Consider the following 19,357-nt stretch of genomic DNA (forward strand, 5'->3'; position numbering starts at 1 on the left):
AGAGAGATCTCTCATGTCCGACAAGCCCTCCGTGCTCTTCGTCTGTGTCCACAACGCCGGCCGTTCCCAGATGGCCGCCGCGTGGCTGACGCACCTGGCCGGGGACCGCGTCGAGGTCCGTTCCGCCGGCTCCAACCCGGGTGCCGGCGTCAACCCGGCTGCCGTCGAGGCCATGCGCGAGGTCGGCATCGACATATCCGCCGAGGTACCGAAGATGCTCACCGTGGACGCGGTCAAGGAGTCGGACGTCTGCATCACCATGGGCTGCGGCGACACCTGCCCCGTCTTCCCGGGCAAGCGCTACCTGGACTGGGAGCTGGAGGACCCGGCGGGCCAGGGCGTCGAGGCCGTGCGTCCGATCCGCGACGAGATCAAGGTGCTGATCGAGGGCCTGATCAAGGAGATCGCGCCGGAGCCCCAGGCATGAGTGCGGAGTCGGACGTCCGCAACGTCATCATCGGCTCCGGCCCCGCCGGATATACCGCCGCCCTCTACACCGCCCGTGCCTCGCTGAAGCCGCTGGTCTTCGAGGGCTCGGTCACCGCCGGCTGAAGAACGTCACCGAGGACTCCTTCGAACAGGACGTCCGCGGCAGCGACGAGCCGGTCCTCGTCGCATTCTGGGCCGACGCCGGAGCCAAGCTCGGGGGAGAAGGGCGCGATCGAGGTCGACGAGTAGAGGGGGCCGTCTGCCCACGACAGGGGGCAGCACCAGGTTCTCCCCCTGCCCGAAGATCGATGCCGGCAGGTGTTCGCCTCGGGTTCGCCGCCCAGCTCGCAGCCCTGGCCCCGACTCCGCGCGCGAGCACTTAGCAGTCATTTCGAGCCGGGGACACCGAGTGATCTTGGTGGCAAGTGGAAATCGTAAGTGCCCTCCATCGTGGTGGTTCGCTTCTCCGAGCCGCCGTACGGAGAGTCACCGGGCACTCGCTCGCAAGGTGTCGTGCTCCCCTCGCAAGGTGTCGTGCTCCGTCACAGTCGTGATCACTGACCTTCCCACTCGCGTGTTCGAATTCATGTTCGATATCGTGTGGGGGGAGGTGAGCGCGAGATGACGACGCGGTCGACGGAGGACCGGCAGGGTGTAGTGATGCATGTGCGTTGCCCCGACCGGCTGCCGGAGGACACCTACCGTCAGGTGCTGGAGTTGCTGGCGGAGCTCTCACCGGTGGTTCAGGCGCTGCCGCCCACCGCGGCTCTGGTGGACCTGCGCGGGGCGCTGCGCTATCACGGCGCCACCGCACGCCGCCTGGCAGAGGTGCTCCGCGTGAGGGCGATCGCCCGCCTCGGCGTCGACGTCCGGGTCGGCATCGGCCCCACCGTCACGGTCGCCGCGACCGCCTCCGCCCAGGTGCCGGGCCCCGGCGGCGTCCTCGCCGTCGATGCCGAACAGGTCACCGGCTGGCTCGCGCGCCTGCCGGTCGAAGCCCTGCACGGCATCGGCCCCCGGCAGGCGGCCGTCCTGATCGACTACGGCATCCACTCGGTGGGCCTGCTCGCCGCGATCCCGCCGGCCACCGTGCAGCGCCTGCTCGGCGGAAAGGCCGGCCGCCTCGCCACCGACCGGGCCCGCGGAATCGACCCCCGCTCTGTCGTCCCGCGCGCCCTGCCCCCGACGGCTGCCGTGCGCTGCTCGTTCGACCGGCACACCCTGGACGGCGCCACGGTGCGTGCCGCCCTGCTCGATCTGGTGGTGCAACTGGGCTCCCGGCTCCGCGGTCGCGATCAGGCCGCCCGCGCCCTGACCCTGACCCTCAAGTTCGCCGGTCGAAGCACCTGGGAGAAGACCCGGCGTCTGCGCGAGCCGTCCGCACACGACGACGACCTGCGCCATCTCGCCTACCAGCTGATGGACGCCGCCGGCCTGCAACGCGGCCGCCTGACCGGACTCGCCCTGAAGGCCGAGGATCTGATCGCCGCCGACCAGGTCGCCGAGCAGATCAGTCTCGACGCGGGGCGCGAGGCCCGCCTGGTCGCCGAAACCGCCATCGACCGGGTCCGCGACAAGTTCGGCGCCGGTGTCATCGGGCCCGCGGCCGTCTACCGCCGCGCCTCATGACTCCTGAATGAGCGTCGGCAGCACCGGGTTCGTAAACAGGGGCCGACCGGCTCACGGCGGAGACAAAAGATTGATCCCAGCGTGGGACGCGCGGTCAGGCAGGGATGAAACCGGGCCACCAGGAGGGCACGTTCCCCGGGCACGACGCGTCAGGATACGAGTCCGCCGTGCCGAGCCACGTCACCAGGAACCATGTGAACCACACGGTGAAGACGATCCCCGCGGCCAGTGCCGCACGCGGGTGACGCCTTCCCAGCGTGCCGTGCAACACGACCCACGGAACGGCTGCCGCGAGCCATATGAGAGGGGCGAGGAAGACCAACGTCATGCTGTCGGCAGCGGAGTTGACACCGACGTCGCACGCAGCCCACACGCGCCCGACGGTGACGACGGAGACCACCGAGGTCAGACCCCCGAAAAGGACGCCGAACAGAACTCCTCCGGACCAGCGTCCTGGAGCACTCGGCGGCCCCGCTTCCATGTTCCGTCTCCCGTCGTCGTGGAGGCGGAGACTACCAACGACCCGGACACGAACTCCTGCGCTCGCATCCCGGAGCCGCCGCCGGCAGATGAGCCCACGGCCGACGCGCTCTCGGACGTCATGCAGATCGCTCGCGCAGGTACGCCTCCAACTCGGCGGCCCCGGCCAGCATCGCCCGCCCGCGGGCGGACAGCCGGTCACGCCAGTCGCACAGTGCGGCTCCGAGCGGCTCCAGCCCGCCGGCCGCCCGCACCTGTGCGATGAGCGGGGCAATCTGTTCCAACAGGTAGCCACCCCGGCGGAGTTGGTGGGCCAGCCGTGCGTCCCTGACGTCCGCCTCGTCGTACACGCGATAGCCGGTCTGCGGGTCGCGCCGCGGGTTCACCAGTCCTGCGAGCTCCCATTTGCGCAGCGTCGCCGGGCGGATACCGAGCTTCCCGGCCAGCGGCCCGATGAACGTGCCGCCGGACCCGGACCCGGACCCGGACAGCACGGCCGGCTCGGAGCCCACGCCGGCTTCGGACGTGGTGATGGGCGCCAGGTCACGCAGGGCGCCCTCCACGGCCTGGAGGGTTCGACGGTCGTCGAGGAGCAGGGCGTGGCTCTCGTCGATGAGGCGGAACGCCTCCTCAGTCGATCCCTCGTTCACCGCCCGCATGATCGCCGTGGCCGTCCGGTGTCCGTGGCCGGGCACCAGGGCGAGGAACGCGCGCAGGGCCCCGGCGTGCAGCGAGGTGTAGGTGCGATAGCCGTGGGGTGTGCGATCGGCGACCGGAAGGATGCCGGCCAGCTCGTAGTTCCTGACGGCCTGCGTGGACAGGCCGTGCGCGCGGGCCAGGTCGATCGGCCTGAGGTGTCTGTCGTTTTGAGGGTTTCGCCCCATGCTCCTGCCGATGTCATGAAAAAGTTTCAACCGAAGGTTCAACGATAGCGTTGAAGGCATGGACATCGACATCACGGACACCGCCCATGCCGTCGACGCCGCCGCCGTCATGAAGCTGTTCCCGGCCCGACCGCGGCTGCTCGCCCTCGGGGAGCCCACCCATGGCGAGGACACGCTCCTCGAACTGCGCAACGAACTGTTCCGGCAACTCGTCGAGCAGGAGGGCTACCGGACGATCGCCATCGAGAGCGACTGCATCAAGGGCCTGATCGTGGACGACTACGTCACCTCGGGAATCGGCAGCCTCGACGACGTCATGGAGCGCGGCTTCAGCCACACCTGGTTCAACACCTCCGAGCCCAATCGCGAGCTGGTGCGCTGGATGCGCGCGTACAACGACGTCCGGCCCGCATCCGAACACGTCCACTTCGCCGGGATCGACGGCCCGCTGGAGATGACCGAGGCCGCCGGCCCCCGCCAGGCTCTCACCGCACTCCACGACTACCTCGCCGCCCGGGTGGACGCGGACCTGCTCCCGTGCACCGCGGACACGCTCGACCGCCTGCTCGGCCCCGACGACCGGTGGACCGATCCCGCCGCGATGACGGAACCGGACCGGTCCGTGGGGCAGTCGGCCGAGGCCAAGGAACTGCGGCTGTACGCGGACGACTTGGTGGCGCTGCTCGATGAGCACACACCGCACCTGATGGCCGTCTCGTCGCCGCAGGACCGTGAGCGGGCACGCCTCTACGCGCGTACCGCCATGGGCCTGCTGCGCTACCACTACTGGATGGCCGACAGCTCACCCGGCCGCATGACGCGGCTGGTGGGTCTGCGTGACTCGATGATGGCCGACAGCCTCCTCGCCATTGCCCGGCGGGCCCCGGCACTGGTGTACGCCCACAACGGCCACCTCCAGCGGGACAAGAGCACCATGCGGATGAACGGTCGCCCGCTGCAGTGGTGGAGCGCCGGCGCTCTCGCCGGCGCCCGCCTGGGCGAGAGGTACGCCTTCCTCGCCACGGCTCTCGGCACGATCCGGCACCAGGGAGTGGACACCCCGCCGCCGGACACCGTCGAAGGTCTCCTGTACGCGCTCCCAGAAGACCGCTACCTCGTCGACGCCCCCCGGCTCGCCACCGGCCTCGGCGACAGCCGACCCGCCCCTCGTGTGTCCCCCTACTTCGGCTATGCCCCACTCGACCCGGCCCATCTGGCGGGGAACGACGGGATCGTGTTCGTCAAGGACGTCCCGTAGAACTGGCGCTGCCGGCTGCAGGCAGGCCTGCCGGGGTGCCTCGTATCCGCGGGAGGCGATCCCGGCCGGCGGTCTCGCCGCTGAGGTACGTTCGGCCCATGGCGCACTTCACTGACCCCACTCGGGTGGCCCGGTGAGCGGGTGGTGGCCCTACCTGGAGGAACGCACCCGCAGGGAGGTCGACGCGAACGTGCTGTGCGACCGCCGAATCAGTGCGGTCAAGGCCGTGTTGGAAGCGCTGCGCCCGCTGGGGGTGGGCCTCTTCGAGGCGGAACAGGTGGTCCACGCGCGCTACCAGGCTTTGGGGGACCGGGTGCGACGCCGGCCGCCTGACGCGCTCGACGTCTCCTCACTCGCAGCCCGAGCGGAAGCCCTCCCGGGCCGGGTGGCCGCCATCGAGGCCGTCTGGGACGGCGACACCGTCCACGACTGGTTCGTGGTCCTGGTCGCCGTCCTGAACGGCCCCTCCGGGGAAGGCCACTTGGCAACCGTGTATCACCGTGCCGGCGCTGCTGCGCCGGGCACCGTCGCCGCCGGCGCGGGGCGGGCCCTGGCTCAACACCTCGGGGTGCCTTTCCACTTCGCGTCCCCGGATGTCCCCGATGACGAGGCCCCACGCTGGCGGACACTCCCATCGGGCTCCTGACGCTCAGGGGCGGACGGACAGTTCCTGGTCCAGTCCGTTGAGGAAGTCGGTGACGATCCGGGTGTACTCGTCGGGGCGGTCGAGGTTGGGGAAGTGCGCGGCGTCGTCGATCGCGGACGTCCGGCCTCGTGGTGCCGTGAGGGCTATCGAATCGGCCATGGCACGGAGTTCGGGTGCGTCTTGTGCGCCGTTGAGGGCGAGCACGGGGACGGTGATGTGGCCGGCCCGGGTGCGCAGGTCCTTGACCGGGATGTGGTGATCGGGTTCGCCGAGCGTGTGCTTGCCGATGGTTCGCTGACGCATCTCGCGAAGGCGCGTGTAGACCTCGGGCCTGACCGCGTCCCGCGGGCGCTCGGGGCCGTGCGCCCAGGCGTCGCTCGCATCGTGCCAGGCCGCGATGTCACCGGTGGCCAGGGCGTTGAACTGGGCGTTCTGGAATTCCTTGGACCAGGACTCGGTGAACTCGTACTCGTTCGTGCCGCCGCCGGAGATGACCAGGGCCCGGACCAGCTCGGGGTGTTCCAGTGCGGTCGCCACGGCGAGCACCGCCCCCATGGAGACACCGACGAGGACGGCGGGACCGGTGTCCAGGTGGTGCAGCAGCTCGGCGAGATCGTCGGCCTGCCGGAACGGGCGGCTCGCGTTGGCGGACCGTCCGTGGCCGCGGGCGTCCGGTGCGATCACGCGGAACTCCCGCGAGAGCGCCGGGACTTGCTCGTCGAACATGGTGTGGTCGACGAAACCCGCGTGCAGCAGTACGACGGGCAGGCCGGTGCCGCCGGTGTCGCGGTAGGCGAGCTCACCGTCGGAGGACGCGAAGAAGCGGAGGTCGGAAGCTGAAGTCATGACAACCAAGTTGTCATAAACCCGGCTGGATGACAACTGGATTGTCATTTATCATCGGCGTGTGAGTGATGAAGAACGCCCACTGTCGCCCGACGAGGCGGGGCCGCGGCTGATGGAGATCTTCGCTCTGATCGGACCGCTCTACCGGCGTGTTCAACGGAAGATCGAACAGGACGCCGCGGGGCAGGACCTGTCGGTGGGAGTGCGCGCGGTGCTCGATCTCCTGCGCGAGCACGGGCCGATGACGGTTCCCCAAATGGGCCGAGCGCAGTCGATCAGCCGCCAGTTCGTCCAGCGGATGGTCAACGACGCGGCGGCGAGCGGTCTGGTGGAGGCCGTGCCGAACCCGGCGCATGCGCGATCCTCGCTGATCCGGCTGACCGACAGCGGTGGCACGACGATCCAGGCAGTCGTCGCCCGGGAACACGCGCTGCTGCGAGAGGCGGCGGACGATCTCACCACTGCAGATGTGGACACCTGCGTCCGAGTGCTCAGCCGGATGCTCACACTTTTCGACGACGTCGACATCAACAGTTAGGCCCCTGTCCGGTCCGGTGGCTCTTCGCCCAGAGACACACCTGCGGGGAGGGGCGAGGCAGCGGGGGAGTGCCGGCTCGGCGAGCGTTTTCCGACCGATGTCGCGAGAATGACGAATGGTGTCAATCAAGCCCATGGCTGACCGAAGGCCGGGTGACCATCAGGCGGGACGCGCCCAGCGCGGCGGATCCCCTGTGTGCAGCCCGGCTCGCCGTGCAGTCCGCAGAATCGCCAATCGTCCGGCTGGACGGTCGGCCCCACCCCACGCGCGAAGGCTCCCGGTATGACCACCGTCACCGCATACGCTGCACCCGTAGGCAAGGCTCCCCTGGAGCGCACCACCATCGAGCGCCGCCCGCTCGGCGAATCCGACGTCCTGATCGACATCGAATTCTGCGGTATCTGCCACTCGGACATCCACCAGGTCCGAGAGGGCTGGGGCGACGGCATCTTCCCCATGGTCCCCGGCCACGAGATCACCGGCGTGGTGTCGGAAGTCGGCACCAAGGTGACCCGGTTCACCGTGGGCGACCGGGTCGGCGTGGGATGCATGGTCGACTCCTGCCGCAGATGCGAGAACTGCAAGGCGGGACTGGAGCAGTACTGCCTCGAGCAACCGACCTGGACGTACAACGCGATCGGCAAGGACGGACAGCCGACGTACGGCGGCTACTCCCAGAAGATCGTGGTCGACGAGAACTACGTCCTGCGCATCCCCGACGGCCTGCCTCTGGACGTGGCCGCCCCGTTGCTGTGTGCCGGCATCACCACCTACTCCCCGCTGAAGTACTGGAACGCGGGCCCCGGCAAGAGGGTCGCTGTCGTGGGCTTCGGGGGGCTCGGGCACATGGGCGTCAAGATCGCGCATGCCCTCGGCGCGGAGGTGACCGTGCTGTCGCAGTCCCTTCGCAAGAAGGACGACGGCCTGCGCCTGGGTGCCGACCACTACTACGCGACCGCCGACGCGAAGACGTTCACCGACCTCGTCGGCTCGTTCGACATCATCATCAACACGGTCTCGGTGCCGCTCGACTACGCGGCCTTCCTCTCCCTCCTGCGGACGGGCGGAGCCCTGGTGAACGTCGGCATCCCCGAAGAAGAGGTGCAGGTCTCTCTCGCCTCGATCTTCGGCAACCGCCGCAGCCTGACCAGCTCCAACATCGGCGGCATCCAAGAGACCCAGGAGATGCTCGACTTCTGCGCCGATCACCAACTGGGCGCCGAGATCGAGCTGATCGAGGCCGGCCAGATCAACGAGGCGTACGAGCGGGTCGCCAACAGCGACGTCCGGTACCGGTTCGTGATCGACACCGCGACCTTGTGACCGTCACGTGAGTGTGCAGCGCGGCGCCCCGGCCCGAGCTGCGCACTGCTCCTATGCTCGCTGCCGCTGCCGCTGCCGCTGCCGCTGCCGCTGCCGCCGCTGTAGCTGTCGCAACGCATGACGAGACTCCGACACAAGCGATCCGGCCGACCTGGCCGCGGGCCTTCGGGAAGGGCGCATGGTCTGGTCATTGAAGCGGCGCCGGCGGTCGAGGCCCAAGCTCCCTCGGCCCGGTGTGTGCAGGCGCCGACGGCACACCCTGCACACGGAACACCTGATGTTCTACACACCGCAGACCATGCTGGATCGCGCCGCTTCCTGGGCCGTGTGCTCGGACCCCGAGGCGCAGCGATGGCTCGGCTGGGGTCCCGACCAGGTCATAGCCGACGACCACATCCGTGAGGCCCTGACCGAGCTGCGTCCCGGGGACGCCGACATGTGCTTCCCGTCCCTGCTCCCGCGCCGCCTGTTGACCGAACCCTTCGAGCCTCCCGCGGACCAGACGCAGCGGCTCATAGGTGTGCGCCTCGACGACGGAAGATACGCGGCGACCCTGCAGCTCTCCACCGATACCGGGGAGATCGGCGGAGCACTGGCTCCGCACGCCCGCGGTCTGGGCCTGGGAGCCGAGCTGTTCCGGTCGGCTGCACTGTTCGCTCACACCCACATGGGGCTGCCGAGCGTCCAGGCAGCTCACGAAGCGGCGAACGCGGCATCCGCGCGGGCGCTGACGAGCGCCGGATTCGTGGCGGACGACGGCCCGCCTCGCTTCACCCTGCCGGACGGCCGTGAGATAGACGCTCGCTGGCTGCGGCATACGGCAGTGGAAGGGGCCTCCCACTGCCACGAGGGAACGTCGCGGTTCTGACAGGGGGTATCTGAAGCCAGGTGGCCGAGTGCCTCAGCGGGGCTGCGCGTGCTCCGTGAGCATGGAGACCAGGCTGTGGGGCGCATGGTCGCCGAAGAGGAGCTCGTGGAGGTCGGTGCCTTCGGCGGCGGCCGCGGCGCTGCGGGGGAACAGGGCCTGCTCGTACGCGGTGAGCGCCGCCTCGGCGTCGTCGGGGTGTGCGGCGATGGCCTTGCCGAGTTCGGCACCGTCGTACATGGCCAGGTTGGCGCCCTCGCCGTTCGGAGCCGAGAGGTGCGCGGCATCGCCGAGCAGCGTCACCCCCGCCACCCGCTCCCACCGGTGCTCGACCGGCAGGGCGTGGAGAGCGCGCAGGACCGGAGCGGTGTCGCTTTCGGTGATCAGCGCGGTGACCTCCGGTGCCCAACCCTCGAATTCCCGCGCGATCCGCGCGGTCGCCGCGGCGGAATCGGTGAAGTCGATACGGGCGAACCACTCCTGCGGCTCGGAGAGCGCCACGTAGGTGTGGAGCGTCCCGCCGCTCTCCCGGTGGGCCTGGATCCCCTTGCCCGGCGCGAGCGCGAACAATGAACCGCCACCGACCGCTTTCGCGGCGGCCGGGTGCCGGGTGTCGCCGTCGAACAGGTAGGTCTCGACGAACGACCTGCCGATGTACTCGGGTGTCGCGTCGGAGAGCAGCGGCCGGACCCGGGACCACGCGCCGTCCGCGCCGACCAGCAGACTCGTTTCGACGGTGGCGCCGTCGGAGAAGGTCACCTCGTGACGCCCCCCGCCAAGGGCGCGGACACCACCGACCTTGTGCCCCCACCGGACGGTGCCGGCCGGGAGCGAGTCGAGCAGGATCCGCCGCAGCTCGCCGCGCTGCACCTCGGGACGGCCACCCGTGCCGTCGTCCGGTTCGTCGAGCAGGACGGTCCCGTCGCGGTCGAGCACCCGCATGGCCTGGCGGACCTCCAGGACGATGCCGCGGAACGCGTCGATCAGGCCCGCCGCCTGGAGAGCCGGCTGACCGGTGTGGTCGTGGATGTCGAGCATCCCGCCCTGCGTGCGCGCCGTCGGGGAGGGTTCCGCCTCGTAGACCGTGGACGGGATTCCGTGGACATGCAGGACGCGGGCGAGCGTGAGGCCGCCGAGCCCGGCGCCGATGATCGTGACAGTCGTCATGGTGGTTCCTTCCTGAGCGCGGACCGCTGGGCGGACACCCGGCAGGTCACCGCTGGAACGCCGTTCCAGCGAACCCAGGGTGGAATGACGTTCCAGGCATTGTCAAGCTGGAACGATGTTCCAGGATGGCTAGAATGACCGTATGGCAACCAGGACGCGTCGCCCCGAACGACGGCAGGAACCGCTCTCGCGCGAGCGCATCGTCAGCGCCGCCGTCGAACTGCTCGACACGGTGGGCGAGAGCGGCCTCACGTTCCGTGCGCTGGCCGAGCGCCTCGCGACCGGACCAGGGGCGATCTACTGGCATGTCGCCGGCAAGGCCGAACTGCTGGCCGCCGCCACCGATGCCGTCGTGGACACCACGATCACCGGCCATGACGCCGACGCGGGCCCGCAGGAAGCGATCCGCGCCCTCGCGCTCGGCGTGTTCGAAGCGATCGACGCCCACCCGTGGGTCGGCACGCAGTTCGCCCGCACACCGTGGCAGTCGCCGATGCTGCGGGTCTTCGAGCACATCGGACGCCAGGTCCAGGCACTCCGAGTGCCCGAAGCCGCCCAGTTCACCGCGGCGTCCGCGCTGCTGAACTACATCCTCGGAGTGGCGGGCCAGAACGCGGCGAACGTCCGAGCGGTCCGACCCGACACGGACCGGTCCGACTTCCTCGACGCCGTCGCGACGGAATGGGCAGAACTCGACGCCGATCAGTACGCGTTCACCCGAAACGTCGCCGGCCAACTCCGCAAGCACGACGACGAGGAAGAGTTCCTGGCCGGCATCGACCTCATTCTCACCGGAATCACCGGAATCACCGGAGCTACCGGAACTGGCGGAGCCACCGCTCGCCCGCTGTCGGCCGACTGACCCCGCACCGCCAGCGCGCTTCCGGGGGTGATGCCGTCCGGCGTGGCCTCCCCGGCCCACTCTGGGCCTGCCGCGACAGCGCAGTCGCCGCTCGCCCTTTCACCTACTGCTGAGTGCGGGCGGGCACCCTCTACGGCCGGCGCGCTAGGCCCCGGCGTGGCGGGCGGTTGCGGTCGAGTGCTGACGCACCGGGCGGCTGCGAGCCGGGACCGGCCGGGAGGGCACGGGCTTGCGCAGGCAGATGGACGTCGTGACCAAGAGGCCGGCGAAGACTGCAAGAAGGAGAAGGGACACCCACATCTGCCGGGTCCCGGGGTGCGTCCATCCCGCGTACGCGGCAGTGACCGCCCACAAGACGGTCCCTCCCGCATAGAGGACGCGAATGCGGCGCAGACCCCGCACCGCCGACGAGCGCTCAGGAAGTTCGGCCGTTGCTGTCATGCAGGGCCGCGTACCCCACTTTGCTCAGCCATCACAGTGGTGCCGGGGACCCGTGCCGCCCCGCTCGTCGGACAAGGTCGCGTAGCGGCAGCCGACTGCACCCATCGACGCGCCGCTGAACAGGTACGACGGCTGGTCGTCTGCCATTCGCCCCACCCCCGTCACGCCTGGAGCCACCGAAGGGTCGGAGTTGCCCTTGCCCGCGGCGATGACGTGGCGGGCGGCGACGGCGGGTCGTGGCGGGTCATGCCGGATCCGGGAGGTCCATCAGCGCGAGCGCGCCCGGGTCGATCACGACCGCGATGTCGGTGATCCGGCCGCCGACGACGGTGAACACGAGGACCGAGAGCGGAGTGCCGTCCTCGCGCCAGGAAAGCACTCCAGGACGACCGTTGACGAGTACCGCCCGCCCGCCTGCGGCCCCGCCGCCCGCCAGTTGCGCTCCGGCGGCGACCGTGGTGGCGCCGAGCCTGACGACCACTCCGTCCGCGGTGTCGACGGTCAGCCTCACCTCGGGATCGAGCACCTGCAGCAACGCCTCGAAGTCGCCGCGGCGGGCGGCCGCCAGGAACGCCTGGACCACCTTGCGCTGCTCCGGCCCCGCAACCGGCGCCCGCTCCGTCACCCGCGCCTTTCTGCGGGCGCGGGACGCGAGCATCTTGGTCGCGCCGGTGGGCAGTTGACGGGAAGGTCGGGTCCGGGAGCACGCTCCCGGACCCGACCTCGACGCGAACGTCAGACGGCCATGAGTGCGAAGACTCCCCAACCGAGGTACTCGCGCTCGTACCTGGCGTAGCGGGCCGGCTCCCGGGAGAGCTCGTTTCTCATCTCGGCGGCCAGTTCGTCGCCGGGATTCTGGTCGAGCCAGCGTCGGATGTTCAGCCACTGCGCAGCCCGGTACCGATCCCAGCTGTCCTGGTCCGCGAGCACCATTTCGACGACGTCGTAGCCCAGTTCACCGAACTGTTCGATCAGTTCGGGAAGCAGTCGGAAGTCGTCCTTGGTGCCGGCGTGGCATGCGTCGACGGTGGTCTGGTCCGGCGGCTCCTGACGCCAGTACGGCTCGCCGATCAGCAACATGCCACCGGAGCGGAGGCTGCGACGCAGCAGCTCGATGGTGCCGACCAGTCCGTCGCCGATCCAGGTGGCGCCGATGCACGCGGCCAGGTCGACAGGTGCGTCCGCTACGTGGCCGGACGCGTCGCCGTGGACGAAGTCCACCCGACCTGCGACGCCGAGTTCTGCTGCCCGGGCGCGAGCCCTGGCCGTGAACTCGGTGCTGATGTCCACTCCGGTCCCGACGACACGGTGGTCGCGGGCCCAGGTGCACAGCATCTCGCCCGAACCACTGGCGAGGTCGAGCACACGCGTCTCGGGGGCCAAGCTCAGGGCCTGCCCCAGAGCAGCCAGCTTCTCGCCGGTGAACGGGTTGTGGATGCGATGGCTGCGCTCGCGGATGGTGAAGCTACGTGGAAGATCCACTGGATGAGGTCCTTACGTCCGATGAGGTCATGACGTGCGCGAGGGACGGCCTGTCGAAGCCGGCCGCCGTTGCCTGGACCGTCATCAAACGCACCTCATCCGGATGTGGGGACCTTCGAACCACGGTGAGGCTAGGACGCACGAGTACCTGTGTCCATCGCTTTTCGCCCGTCCGTGACTCTCCGTGTTCGACCCTGCCCCGCAGACCCGCCCGATGCGCGCCGTCCTTCCTCCCCGGTGGTCGCTTGCCCGGCCGGGCCCCGGGGACCGGCCGCAGGAATCACCCGGATCGTGTGAGGCCGAACGCTCTCTTCGGGTGCAGCGTGGGCTCAGAACGCCATCCGGGTGAAGCCCGGGCGGGAGAAGAAGGGACCACGCAGATGTACCTGGCGAACGACTATCCGCTGCTGAGCGCCTTCTGGACCATGCTCTGGTTCTTCCTGTGGGTCATGTGGTTCTTCCTGCTCTTCAAGGTCGTCTTCGACATCTTTCGTGACGACACCCTGGGCGGATGGGGCAAGGCCGGCTGGCTCGTGTTCGTGATCGTGCTGCCGTTCCTCGGCGTCTTCGTCTACCTCATCGCCCGCGGCAAGGACATGGGGCGCAGGGACGTCGAACACGCCCGGGCGCAGAAGCAGATGTTCGACTCCTACGTCCGTGAGACAGCGAGCGGCGGGACCAGCAGTGCAGACGAACTCGCGAAGCTCGCCGAGATGCGCACCCGTGGCGACATCACACCGGAAGAGTTCCAACAGGCCAAGGCGCTGGTCCTGAGCGGCAGCAGCCCCACGGGGGATGCCGCCCGGGTCGGCACACCCAGCCCTCGCTGATCAGCAGACGATACTGATCGAGGCCGTGGCCGGCCGGGTTCCCCGCCGGCCGCGGCCACCGGTCCCGTCCGTCGGTTCAGGCCGGTTGCGTGGCGGAGTGGGTGACCGCGAGGGAGCCGTCGGGTTCCTCGGTGATGCGTACGCCGTCACTGATCCGGTCGAGCGTGGCGCACAACCAGGCGCGATCGGCGCCGGACGGGAGCTCGAGACGCATGCGGCGGGACTGCAGGGGCAACAGGCGCAGGCGGGTCAGCCGTCCATTGTCGGCGGCCACCGTGACGAGGTAGGCGATCCGCAGGTCGTCGCGGTACTCCTCGTAGCCGTCGATGCCCTCGTAGTCGTCCACGAAGTCACCGCAGCCGTACAGGATCAGCCGGTCCCGGTACACCTCGATGGGGCGGGGGTGGTGCGAGGAATGGCCGTGGACGACGTCGACGCCGCCGTCCACCAGGGCACGGGCGAAGCGCACCTGGTCCCGCGGCACGCCGTATCCCCAGTTCGAGCCCCAGTGCACGGACACGACCACGATGTCGCCCGCCCGCTTCGCGGACCGCACCTGCCGAACCACATCGGCGGCCGCGGACGCCGACAGCTCCGGCAGATGAGCCACCCCGGAACGATCCGGTGCCGCGGCCCAGTCGGACGGGACACCGCTGGAGCAGGCCCCGAGGGCGAACACCAGCACCCGCCCCCCACCCGTGACCGGTACCGCCACGGGCGCGTACGCCTCCTCGTCGGTCCGCCCCGCCCCCGCCGCGGGCAGTCCCGCGAGGGCCAACGCGGCCAGCGTCTCCTCCAGCCCCTCGCGGCCGAAGTCCAGCACATGGTTGTTGGAGAGGACGCAGACGTCGGGCCGGGCCACCGCGAGGGCGGGCAGGTTCGCCGGGTGCATCCGGTAGTGGATCGCCTTGTCGGGGAGGAAGGTGTCGCTGCGCGTGACGGACGTCTCGAGATTCACGATCCGGACCGCCGGAGCGCTCTCGTCCAGGAGGCGCAGTGCCTCGCCCCAGGGCCAGGAACACGGAACGGGCGCAGGGATCGGACCGTGCACCGACTCCGCCATCCGCACATAGGAGCGCGCGTCCCCGACGTATCCCTCCCGCAGCTGCGGATCGCTCGGATGCGCGAGGATCTGATCGACGCCGCGCCCGAGCATGACATCGCCGCACAGAAACAGCGTCAAGGTCCCGCCGCCCATGTGTCCACGCTAGACCTCGACGGACGGCATCCAAAAGGTCCCCGCGGTCCCACGGGTAGGGCGCGAAGGTGTGCGGACGGCTCCCGGCAGCTCGCACCGCTCATGGAGCGCTGGGGGCAGGTCAGCCCAACACCACAGCTACTGCGGTCCGCTCCCGGGGCGGGATCCAGTAGCCTCCGCCGCCCGTACGGGCGGCGGACCGCCCCCGGACGGCAGTGTTACCGACGGTGCAGAATTGCGATCATGAAGTCACCGTGAACCACTCGCTGCATGATCAGACACGCGATGCGCACGCTGTGCGCCGCCGCCCTCGTGGCCGCCCCCCTCGTCCTGACCGCGACTCCTGCACAAGCCCTGACCTCATGTACGGTCAACGGCCGTCCCGTGTCGGGTACGACCGTCAGTGGTACTGCCGGCTCCGACTACATCCGCTGCGGCGCCCTCGCCGTGGGCGACAGGGTCGAGGGCTTGGGCGGGAGCGACTCCATCGTCATCAACGGCCTCGTCGCCGGCACCGTCGACGGCGGCACCGGCAGTGACTTCATCACGGCCAACGCCGGTACCACGGGGAACGGCAGGATCCTCGGCGGCGCCGACGGCGACTCCGTCTTCGTCGGCCCGAACGCCGGCACCGTGGACGGCGGACTCGGGGTCGACTTCTGCCGAGTCGCCTCCGGCAACCCCCCTGTCAACTGCTGAGCAGCAACGGGTTCGTCGGGCCGGCCGACCACGATGCTCCGGGTGGCCGGCCGGCGTGCCCCACCATGCGGCGGCCGCCCGGCCCGCTGTGTCCTGAAGTACGACGCGCGGTCGCGGACGGGTCAGTCGCTGCCTCCGTCCCGATCGCCGAGCAGGGCCAACAGCGCTTCCCTACGGCAGGGTCAGGCATTCCACCACTCGTCGGTGCCGCAGCCGACCTCGTAGTGCCACCACCCCTGCTCTTGCCCCTGTGTCAGGAGCGCCTTGATCCCGGCGAAGTCGGCGCCGACCGGTGCGGTCAAAGCCACCATGGGAAACTCCTTGCTGAAGACCTCGCCGCCGAGACGGAACGCTGAAAAGCGCTGGTGTACCGCCTGAGGGCTGCGCCCGAGCGGGCCGGTGGGGACGGGTACGACGCGGATCGTGCAGTTGCCGCCGGAACTGACCCGTCCGGTGGCCCAGTGCAGTCCGTCGGAGTCGGTCCGGAACCGTACGACGTCGCCTTCAGCCACTCCGTCCTGGAGGAACGGGGCGTTCTGTACCGAGGCCGTGTCGGTGCTGAGTCTCGTCGCCCACAGACCCTCCGTGTCCTGCGGGAGCCAGCCCACGCGCGGGACGAACCGGAACCAGACCTTGATCTTCTCGGCAGCCTTCTGCATGGCGACCATCATCCGCGAATCGACCACGGACATCCGCAGCGGGGCCGAGCCGGTCGCCCCTCTCGCTGCCACCAACTCGGGGCCGTTCCTTGGATCGCACACGCTCAGAGGTCGGCGTCACGGAGTACCCGGTGCGACCCGGCGCGCTGTCCGGCCCTCCAGAGCTCAGCAGTTGGTGGCTTCATGTATTCGCCGTCGGGGGTCCGCGGGCGGAGCCGTGAGCGCAGCCTTGGCCTCCTACGGAAGAGGCGTTCTCTCAGGCCCCGGCGCCGAGTGTCGAAGTGGCCCGCCAGGACGGGCGCGAGGCATGCGGCTCGCCCGGTAGCGGCACCGCGGGGCGCGGCGTGTCATCCGCGCCCCGCGGGCATCGCCGGTCGTCGCCAGGTGACGCCGGGGTGAGAGAGTCAGTACCGGGCGCCGACGGGAGTCGGGAGGGCGTCGAGGTCGTCGAGATCGGCCGGGGACAGCTGGACGTCCGCGGCGCCCGCGTTGTCGGCGAGGTACTTCGGCGTCTTCGTGCCGGGGATGGGCACGACGTGCGGACCCTGGGCGGTGAGCCACGCGAGGGCGACCTGCGCGGGGGTGGCGCCGATCCGGTCGGCGACCTCACGGACCTTCGTCGTGATGTCGAGGTTGGCGCGCAGGTTGTCCTGCTGGAAGCGCGGCAGGCGCCGCCGCTGGTCATTCTTCGGCAGTTCGTCGAAGGAGGCGAAGCGTCCGACGAGGAAGCCGCGGCCCAGCGGCGAGTAGGGCAGGAGGCCGATGCCGTGCTCGATGCAGTAAGGCAGGACCTCGGCCTGGACGTCGCGCGTCCAGAGGGAGAACTCGGACTGCACGGTGGCGACCGGGTGCACGGCCTGGGCCCGCTTGATCTGCTCGACGCTGACCTCGGACAGGCCGAGGTGGCGGGCCTTGCCGGCCGTGACGGCCTCGGCCAGGGCGCCCCAGGTCTCCTCGATGGGGACCTCAGGGTCGACGCGATGCAGCTGATAGAGCTCGACGTGGTCGGTCTGCAGGCGGCGCAGGCTGGCGTCGATCGCCGCGCGCACGTGCTCGGGTCGTCCATTGGGCTTGACCAGCGGGGCACCGCCAGGGCCGCCGGTCGGGTCGATGCACTCCATGCCGACCTTGGTGGCGATCACCGCACGGTCGCGGCGGTCGGCCAGAGCCCGGCCGAGGAGCTCCTCGTTGGTGTACGGGCCGTAGACATCGGCAGTGTCGATCAAGGTCATCCCCAGGTCGAGTGCCTGGTGGATCACGGAGACTGAGGTGGCTTCGTCGCGTGGGGCGGCCATGTCGTAGGCGAAGCTCATCCCCATGGCGCCCAGGCCGATGACGCCGACCTGCGGTCCGTGGGTACCCAGGGTGGTCTTGCGCATGCTGTGATCTGCCTTCGTACGGGATCAGAGGGGAACAGCGACCGGCACCGTGACTCAACCGACCGGTCGACTACCTAGACCGTAGGCTGCGGGGCAGCAAGGATCAAAGGCTGTAAGGGGCTGCGCCGGGACCGGCTTTCTCGCACCTGATAGGCCCGAACTCCCACCCCACGTCCGTGCGACCCGAGGAGGCCTGACCCGGCCCGTGCACTTCGACGAAGTGCCGTGCCCTGCGGCTCAGTCCGACGGGCGCCGGCGAAACCCGTGTGTCCGCGCTCAAGACTGGTCGTCGCTCGCGGGGTGGAGGACAGCTGCGGCGATCTCACGAACGCAGTCCAAGGTGATGCCCGTCCGCTGCTCGACGGCGAGGGGATGGTCGGTGGGCTCGAGCTCGACGGAGAAGCGCTCGCCGACCGGGCGGGTATGGACGTTGGTCTTCAAGTAGAGAGAAGTCGGCGCGTACATGGGCAGGTAGGTGGTGAGCCAGCCGAAGTACGGCTTCTCGTCCTCCCGACCGGGCGTGTCCCACAGGTCCGCGGCGCGGGAGAAGCTCTCACGGCTCAGGGAGACCCAGACGCCCCAGGAGAACACCTCGTCGCCGCCGATGACCGGTATCTCGATCAGGCCCTTGACGAAGTAGTGCTGCCCGTGGATCACACACTGGTCCGACGAGAGCAGGCAGTCGTCGGCGTCGGCGAAAGCCGGGTCCCACACGGCCGGTGCCTCGGCCGTGTAGTTCATCGGCAGCTCCGGGTGGCGCGCTCCGCAGCACGAGCAGGTGAATCCGAGATCAAGGGTCATGACGTGGAGCCTAATGACCGGCTCTGCCGCCGCTTCGGGGGGACGGCTGCCCCGGTGCGCGCGCACCGGTGTGCGTGACGGTTGCCGTCGGCCGCGCCGATCGCGTCCACCCCAACTGCCGGTCTCCGGCGCGCCGGTGCGTTGGTGTCTCGTCGTTCGAGCGCTGCCGCTGCCGCTGCCGCTGTCGGCTCAGTTGAACAGGACGCTGTCGATGTCGATGGTGACGAGTTTCTGCTCTCGGAACACCGTTCCGTCCGCTCCGAGCCGGTAGACGCGGCGCCGGGTCGGGACCATGATCCCGTCGAACTCCTCGTACGCGGAGGGATAGTGCGCGGCGGGACCCGCGTTGACGACTTCGGGTGTGTAGTCGTGTCTGCGCAGCAGGCCGTCCGAGTCGAAGAAGAACACCTGCCGGCGGCAATGTGTCGCGATGTGTTCCGGGAACGTGACCTCCAGGCGCCTCCAGATCTCTCCTTCCTCGACGACGGGAGGCAGTTCCACGCTCCTGAACCCTGGGGAGCCGAAGGTGAACGGGGACGTCAGATACGTCCACATGGCATACCCGGTGAAGTAGGCGAGCTGCAGATCGTCCCAGGCGGCGTGTGCGTCGCTCGGGAACGAGGCGCGTGGGTCGAAGCGCTCGGCCGTCACCTCGCAGCCGACCGTTTCCACGGCCACCCGCCGGGCGGTGACGGAGGTCCACAAACCGGCGGCGGTGAAGGGGTGGTGGCTGGCGTACTGCCGGAGCAGGCTGAGCCGAACGGTCCCCTGACTCAAGGTCCCTTCCTGCCCCTTCAACCGCCACAGCGAACCGCCGAGGCGGAAGTGCACCGTGGCCGAGCTGAACCGGTTGTAGCGGGCCAGACCGCCGTGCGCCTCGATGACCGTCGTGACCAGATCATCCATGGCATGACTCTCCTTGATCCTCGGTCGGGTGGGGT

The 19,357-nt window shown here is 69.7% G+C and carries 20 protein-coding genes and 3 pseudogenes; 12 read left to right on the forward strand and 11 right to left on the reverse strand.

Annotated features, from left to right (window positions below; genetic code table 11):
• Positions 1-13: 13 nt before the first annotated feature.
• From ACSYGO_RS43280 to ACSYGO_RS43295, 4 genes and pseudogenes are all read left to right on the forward strand, one after another.
• Positions 14-427 carry an arsenate reductase ArsC gene (locus ACSYGO_RS43280; protein ID WP_426675138.1) on the forward strand — a complete coding sequence of 138 codons (414 nt, stop codon included), beginning with the start codon at positions 14-16 and terminating at the stop codon, positions 425-427.
• Positions 424-549: pseudogene (locus tag ACSYGO_RS43285) on the forward strand (thioredoxin-disulfide reductase); the annotation flags it as partial. The gene ACSYGO_RS43280 and the pseudogene ACSYGO_RS43285, both read left to right, overlap by 4 nt.
• Positions 549-626, forward strand: a pseudogene (locus ACSYGO_RS43290) (thiol reductase thioredoxin); the annotation flags it as partial. The pseudogenes ACSYGO_RS43285 and ACSYGO_RS43290, both read left to right, overlap by 1 nt.
• 424 nt (positions 627-1,050) lie before the next feature.
• Positions 1,051-2,058 (forward strand): DNA polymerase Y family protein, encoded by a 1,008-nt coding sequence (locus ACSYGO_RS43295; RefSeq protein ID WP_460390087.1) that lies wholly within the window; start codon positions 1,051-1,053, stop codon positions 2,056-2,058.
• A gap of 599 nt (positions 2,059-2,657) precedes the next feature.
• On the opposite strand, the gene ACSYGO_RS43300 is transcribed toward ACSYGO_RS43295, so the two are convergent.
• Entirely contained in the window at positions 2,658-3,422 is a 765-nt protein-coding gene (locus tag ACSYGO_RS43300; protein ID WP_460390088.1) for a TioE family transcriptional regulator, read from the reverse strand.
• A gap of 58 nt (positions 3,423-3,480) precedes the next feature.
• Here ACSYGO_RS43300 and ACSYGO_RS43305 point away from each other — a divergent pair, with 58 nt between their 5' ends.
• Positions 3,481-4,680, forward strand: a complete 1,200-nt coding sequence (locus ACSYGO_RS43305; RefSeq protein ID WP_460390089.1) for an erythromycin esterase family protein — start codon at positions 3,481-3,483, stop codon at positions 4,678-4,680.
• A 133-nt stretch (positions 4,681-4,813) separates the two neighbouring features.
• Entirely contained in the window at positions 4,814-5,326 is a 513-nt protein-coding gene (locus tag ACSYGO_RS43310) for a hypothetical protein (protein WP_432176511.1), read from the forward strand.
• A 3-nt stretch (positions 5,327-5,329) separates the two neighbouring features.
• Here ACSYGO_RS43310 and ACSYGO_RS43315 read toward each other — a convergent pair whose 3' ends face one another.
• Positions 5,330-6,172, reverse strand: coding sequence for an alpha/beta fold hydrolase (locus ACSYGO_RS43315; RefSeq protein WP_426675133.1), 843 nt, complete (start codon positions 6,170-6,172; stop codon positions 5,330-5,332).
• Between the two features lie 61 nt (positions 6,173-6,233).
• Between ACSYGO_RS43315 and ACSYGO_RS43320 the strand changes: the two genes are divergently transcribed.
• The 3 genes from ACSYGO_RS43320 (at position 6,234) to ACSYGO_RS43330 (ending at position 8,901) form a co-directional block, all read left to right on the forward strand.
• Positions 6,234-6,710, forward strand: a complete 477-nt coding sequence (locus tag ACSYGO_RS43320; protein ID WP_426675132.1) for a MarR family winged helix-turn-helix transcriptional regulator — start codon at positions 6,234-6,236, stop codon at positions 6,708-6,710.
• 282 nt (positions 6,711-6,992) lie between these two features.
• Positions 6,993-8,033 carry an NAD(P)-dependent alcohol dehydrogenase gene (locus tag ACSYGO_RS43325; protein WP_460390090.1) on the forward strand — a complete coding sequence of 347 codons (1,041 nt, stop codon included), beginning with the start codon at positions 6,993-6,995 and terminating at the stop codon, positions 8,031-8,033.
• Positions 8,034-8,310: 277 nt separating this feature from the next.
• Positions 8,311-8,901, forward strand: a complete 591-nt coding sequence (locus ACSYGO_RS43330; RefSeq protein ID WP_460390091.1) for a GNAT family N-acetyltransferase — start codon at positions 8,311-8,313, stop codon at positions 8,899-8,901.
• A gap of 33 nt (positions 8,902-8,934) precedes the next feature.
• Here ACSYGO_RS43330 and ACSYGO_RS43335 read toward each other — a convergent pair whose 3' ends face one another.
• On the reverse strand, positions 8,935-10,065 hold the full coding sequence (locus ACSYGO_RS43335; protein WP_460390093.1) for an FAD-dependent oxidoreductase: 1,131 nt from the start codon (positions 10,063-10,065) through the stop codon (positions 8,935-8,937).
• A gap of 142 nt (positions 10,066-10,207) precedes the next feature.
• Here ACSYGO_RS43335 and ACSYGO_RS43340 point away from each other — a divergent pair, with 142 nt between their 5' ends.
• Positions 10,208-10,927, forward strand: coding sequence for a TetR/AcrR family transcriptional regulator (locus ACSYGO_RS43340; protein ID WP_460390094.1), 720 nt, complete (start codon positions 10,208-10,210; stop codon positions 10,925-10,927).
• 465 nt (positions 10,928-11,392) lie between these two features.
• Here the strand turns inward: ACSYGO_RS43340 and ACSYGO_RS43345 are convergent, their stop codons facing one another.
• The 3 genes and pseudogenes from ACSYGO_RS43345 to ACSYGO_RS43355 form a co-directional block, all read right to left on the reverse strand.
• The gene (locus tag ACSYGO_RS43345) at positions 11,393-11,515 is read right to left on the reverse strand and encodes a hypothetical protein (RefSeq protein ID WP_460390095.1); all 123 of its coding nucleotides are present in this window, start codon (positions 11,513-11,515) and stop codon (positions 11,393-11,395) included.
• Between the two features lie 97 nt (positions 11,516-11,612).
• Positions 11,613-12,041, reverse strand: a pseudogene (locus ACSYGO_RS43350) (sigma-70 family RNA polymerase sigma factor family protein); the annotation flags it as partial.
• Between the two features lie 62 nt (positions 12,042-12,103).
• Entirely contained in the window at positions 12,104-12,850 is a 747-nt protein-coding gene (locus tag ACSYGO_RS43355; RefSeq protein ID WP_426675127.1) for an SAM-dependent methyltransferase, read from the reverse strand.
• Positions 12,851-13,230: 380 nt separating this feature from the next.
• Here ACSYGO_RS43355 and ACSYGO_RS43360 point away from each other — a divergent pair, with 380 nt between their 5' ends.
• Entirely contained in the window at positions 13,231-13,680 is a 450-nt protein-coding gene (locus tag ACSYGO_RS43360; protein WP_426675126.1) for an SHOCT domain-containing protein, read from the forward strand.
• 76 nt (positions 13,681-13,756) lie between these two features.
• Here ACSYGO_RS43360 and ACSYGO_RS43365 read toward each other — a convergent pair whose 3' ends face one another.
• Positions 13,757-14,878: a CapA family protein gene (locus tag ACSYGO_RS43365; RefSeq protein ID WP_426675125.1), complete on the reverse strand. Its 1,122-nt coding sequence runs from the start codon at positions 14,876-14,878 to the stop codon at positions 13,757-13,759.
• A 270-nt stretch (positions 14,879-15,148) separates the two neighbouring features.
• On the opposite strand from ACSYGO_RS43365, the gene ACSYGO_RS43370 reads away from it, so the two are divergent.
• Positions 15,149-15,577, forward strand: coding sequence for a hypothetical protein (locus ACSYGO_RS43370; RefSeq protein WP_426675124.1), 429 nt, complete (start codon positions 15,149-15,151; stop codon positions 15,575-15,577).
• Positions 15,578-15,759: 182 nt separating this feature from the next.
• Here the strand turns inward: ACSYGO_RS43370 and ACSYGO_RS43375 are convergent, their stop codons facing one another.
• The 4 genes from ACSYGO_RS43375 to ACSYGO_RS43390 all read right to left on the reverse strand — a co-directional run bounded on the left by ACSYGO_RS43375 (position 15,760) and on the right by ACSYGO_RS43390 (position 19,322).
• Positions 15,760-16,269: a DUF4265 domain-containing protein gene (locus tag ACSYGO_RS43375; protein ID WP_460390426.1), complete on the reverse strand. Its 510-nt coding sequence runs from the start codon at positions 16,267-16,269 to the stop codon at positions 15,760-15,762.
• 371 nt (positions 16,270-16,640) lie between these two features.
• Positions 16,641-17,615, reverse strand: coding sequence for an aldo/keto reductase (locus ACSYGO_RS43380; protein ID WP_432172832.1), 975 nt, complete (start codon positions 17,613-17,615; stop codon positions 16,641-16,643).
• Between the two features lie 276 nt (positions 17,616-17,891).
• Positions 17,892-18,356 carry a DUF2199 domain-containing protein gene (locus ACSYGO_RS43385; RefSeq protein WP_460390427.1) on the reverse strand — a complete coding sequence of 155 codons (465 nt, stop codon included), beginning with the start codon at positions 18,354-18,356 and terminating at the stop codon, positions 17,892-17,894.
• A gap of 249 nt (positions 18,357-18,605) precedes the next feature.
• A complete protein-coding gene (locus ACSYGO_RS43390; RefSeq protein ID WP_460390096.1) occupies positions 18,606-19,322 on the reverse strand; it encodes a hypothetical protein in 717 nt (238 codons plus the stop codon).
• Positions 19,323-19,357 lie beyond the last annotated feature (35 nt).

The organism is Streptomyces krungchingensis (assembly GCF_054729265.1).

What these genes read in the sequence shown, in the direction of transcription:
- ACSYGO_RS43280 (WP_426675138.1), top strand. Translation starts at nt 14, where the DNA reads ATGTCCGACAAGCCCTCCGTGCTCTTCGTCTGTGTCCACAACGCCGGC.
- ACSYGO_RS43295 (WP_460390087.1), top strand. Translation starts at nt 1,051, where the DNA reads ATGACGACGCGGTCGACGGAGGACCGGCAGGGTGTAGTGATGCATGTG.
- ACSYGO_RS43300 (WP_460390088.1), bottom strand. Translation starts at nt 3,422, where the DNA reads ATGGGGCGAAACCCTCAAAACGACAGACACCTCAGGCCGATCGACCTG.
- ACSYGO_RS43305 (WP_460390089.1), top strand. Translation starts at nt 3,481, where the DNA reads ATGGACATCGACATCACGGACACCGCCCATGCCGTCGACGCCGCCGCC.
- ACSYGO_RS43315 (WP_426675133.1), bottom strand. Translation starts at nt 6,172, where the DNA reads ATGACTTCAGCTTCCGACCTCCGCTTCTTCGCGTCCTCCGACGGTGAG.
- ACSYGO_RS43325 (WP_460390090.1), top strand. Translation starts at nt 6,993, where the DNA reads ATGACCACCGTCACCGCATACGCTGCACCCGTAGGCAAGGCTCCCCTG.
- ACSYGO_RS43330 (WP_460390091.1), top strand. Translation starts at nt 8,311, where the DNA reads ATGTTCTACACACCGCAGACCATGCTGGATCGCGCCGCTTCCTGGGCC.
- ACSYGO_RS43335 (WP_460390093.1), bottom strand. Translation starts at nt 10,065, where the DNA reads ATGACGACTGTCACGATCATCGGCGCCGGGCTCGGCGGCCTCACGCTC.
- ACSYGO_RS43340 (WP_460390094.1), top strand. Translation starts at nt 10,208, where the DNA reads ATGGCAACCAGGACGCGTCGCCCCGAACGACGGCAGGAACCGCTCTCG.
- ACSYGO_RS43345 (WP_460390095.1), bottom strand. Translation starts at nt 11,515, where the DNA reads ATGGCAGACGACCAGCCGTCGTACCTGTTCAGCGGCGCGTCGATGGGT.
- ACSYGO_RS43360 (WP_426675126.1), top strand. Translation starts at nt 13,231, where the DNA reads ATGTACCTGGCGAACGACTATCCGCTGCTGAGCGCCTTCTGGACCATG.
- ACSYGO_RS43365 (WP_426675125.1), bottom strand. Translation starts at nt 14,878, where the DNA reads ATGGGCGGCGGGACCTTGACGCTGTTTCTGTGCGGCGATGTCATGCTC.
- ACSYGO_RS43370 (WP_426675124.1), top strand. Translation starts at nt 15,149, where the DNA reads ATGATCAGACACGCGATGCGCACGCTGTGCGCCGCCGCCCTCGTGGCC.
- ACSYGO_RS43375 (WP_460390426.1), bottom strand. Translation starts at nt 16,269, where the DNA reads ATGTCCGTGGTCGATTCGCGGATGATGGTCGCCATGCAGAAGGCTGCC.
- ACSYGO_RS43380 (WP_432172832.1), bottom strand. Translation starts at nt 17,615, where the DNA reads ATGCGCAAGACCACCCTGGGTACCCACGGACCGCAGGTCGGCGTCATC.
- ACSYGO_RS43385 (WP_460390427.1), bottom strand. Translation starts at nt 18,356, where the DNA reads ATGAACTACACGGCCGAGGCACCGGCCGTGTGGGACCCGGCTTTCGCC.
- ACSYGO_RS43390 (WP_460390096.1), bottom strand. Translation starts at nt 19,322, where the DNA reads ATGGATGATCTGGTCACGACGGTCATCGAGGCGCACGGCGGTCTGGCC.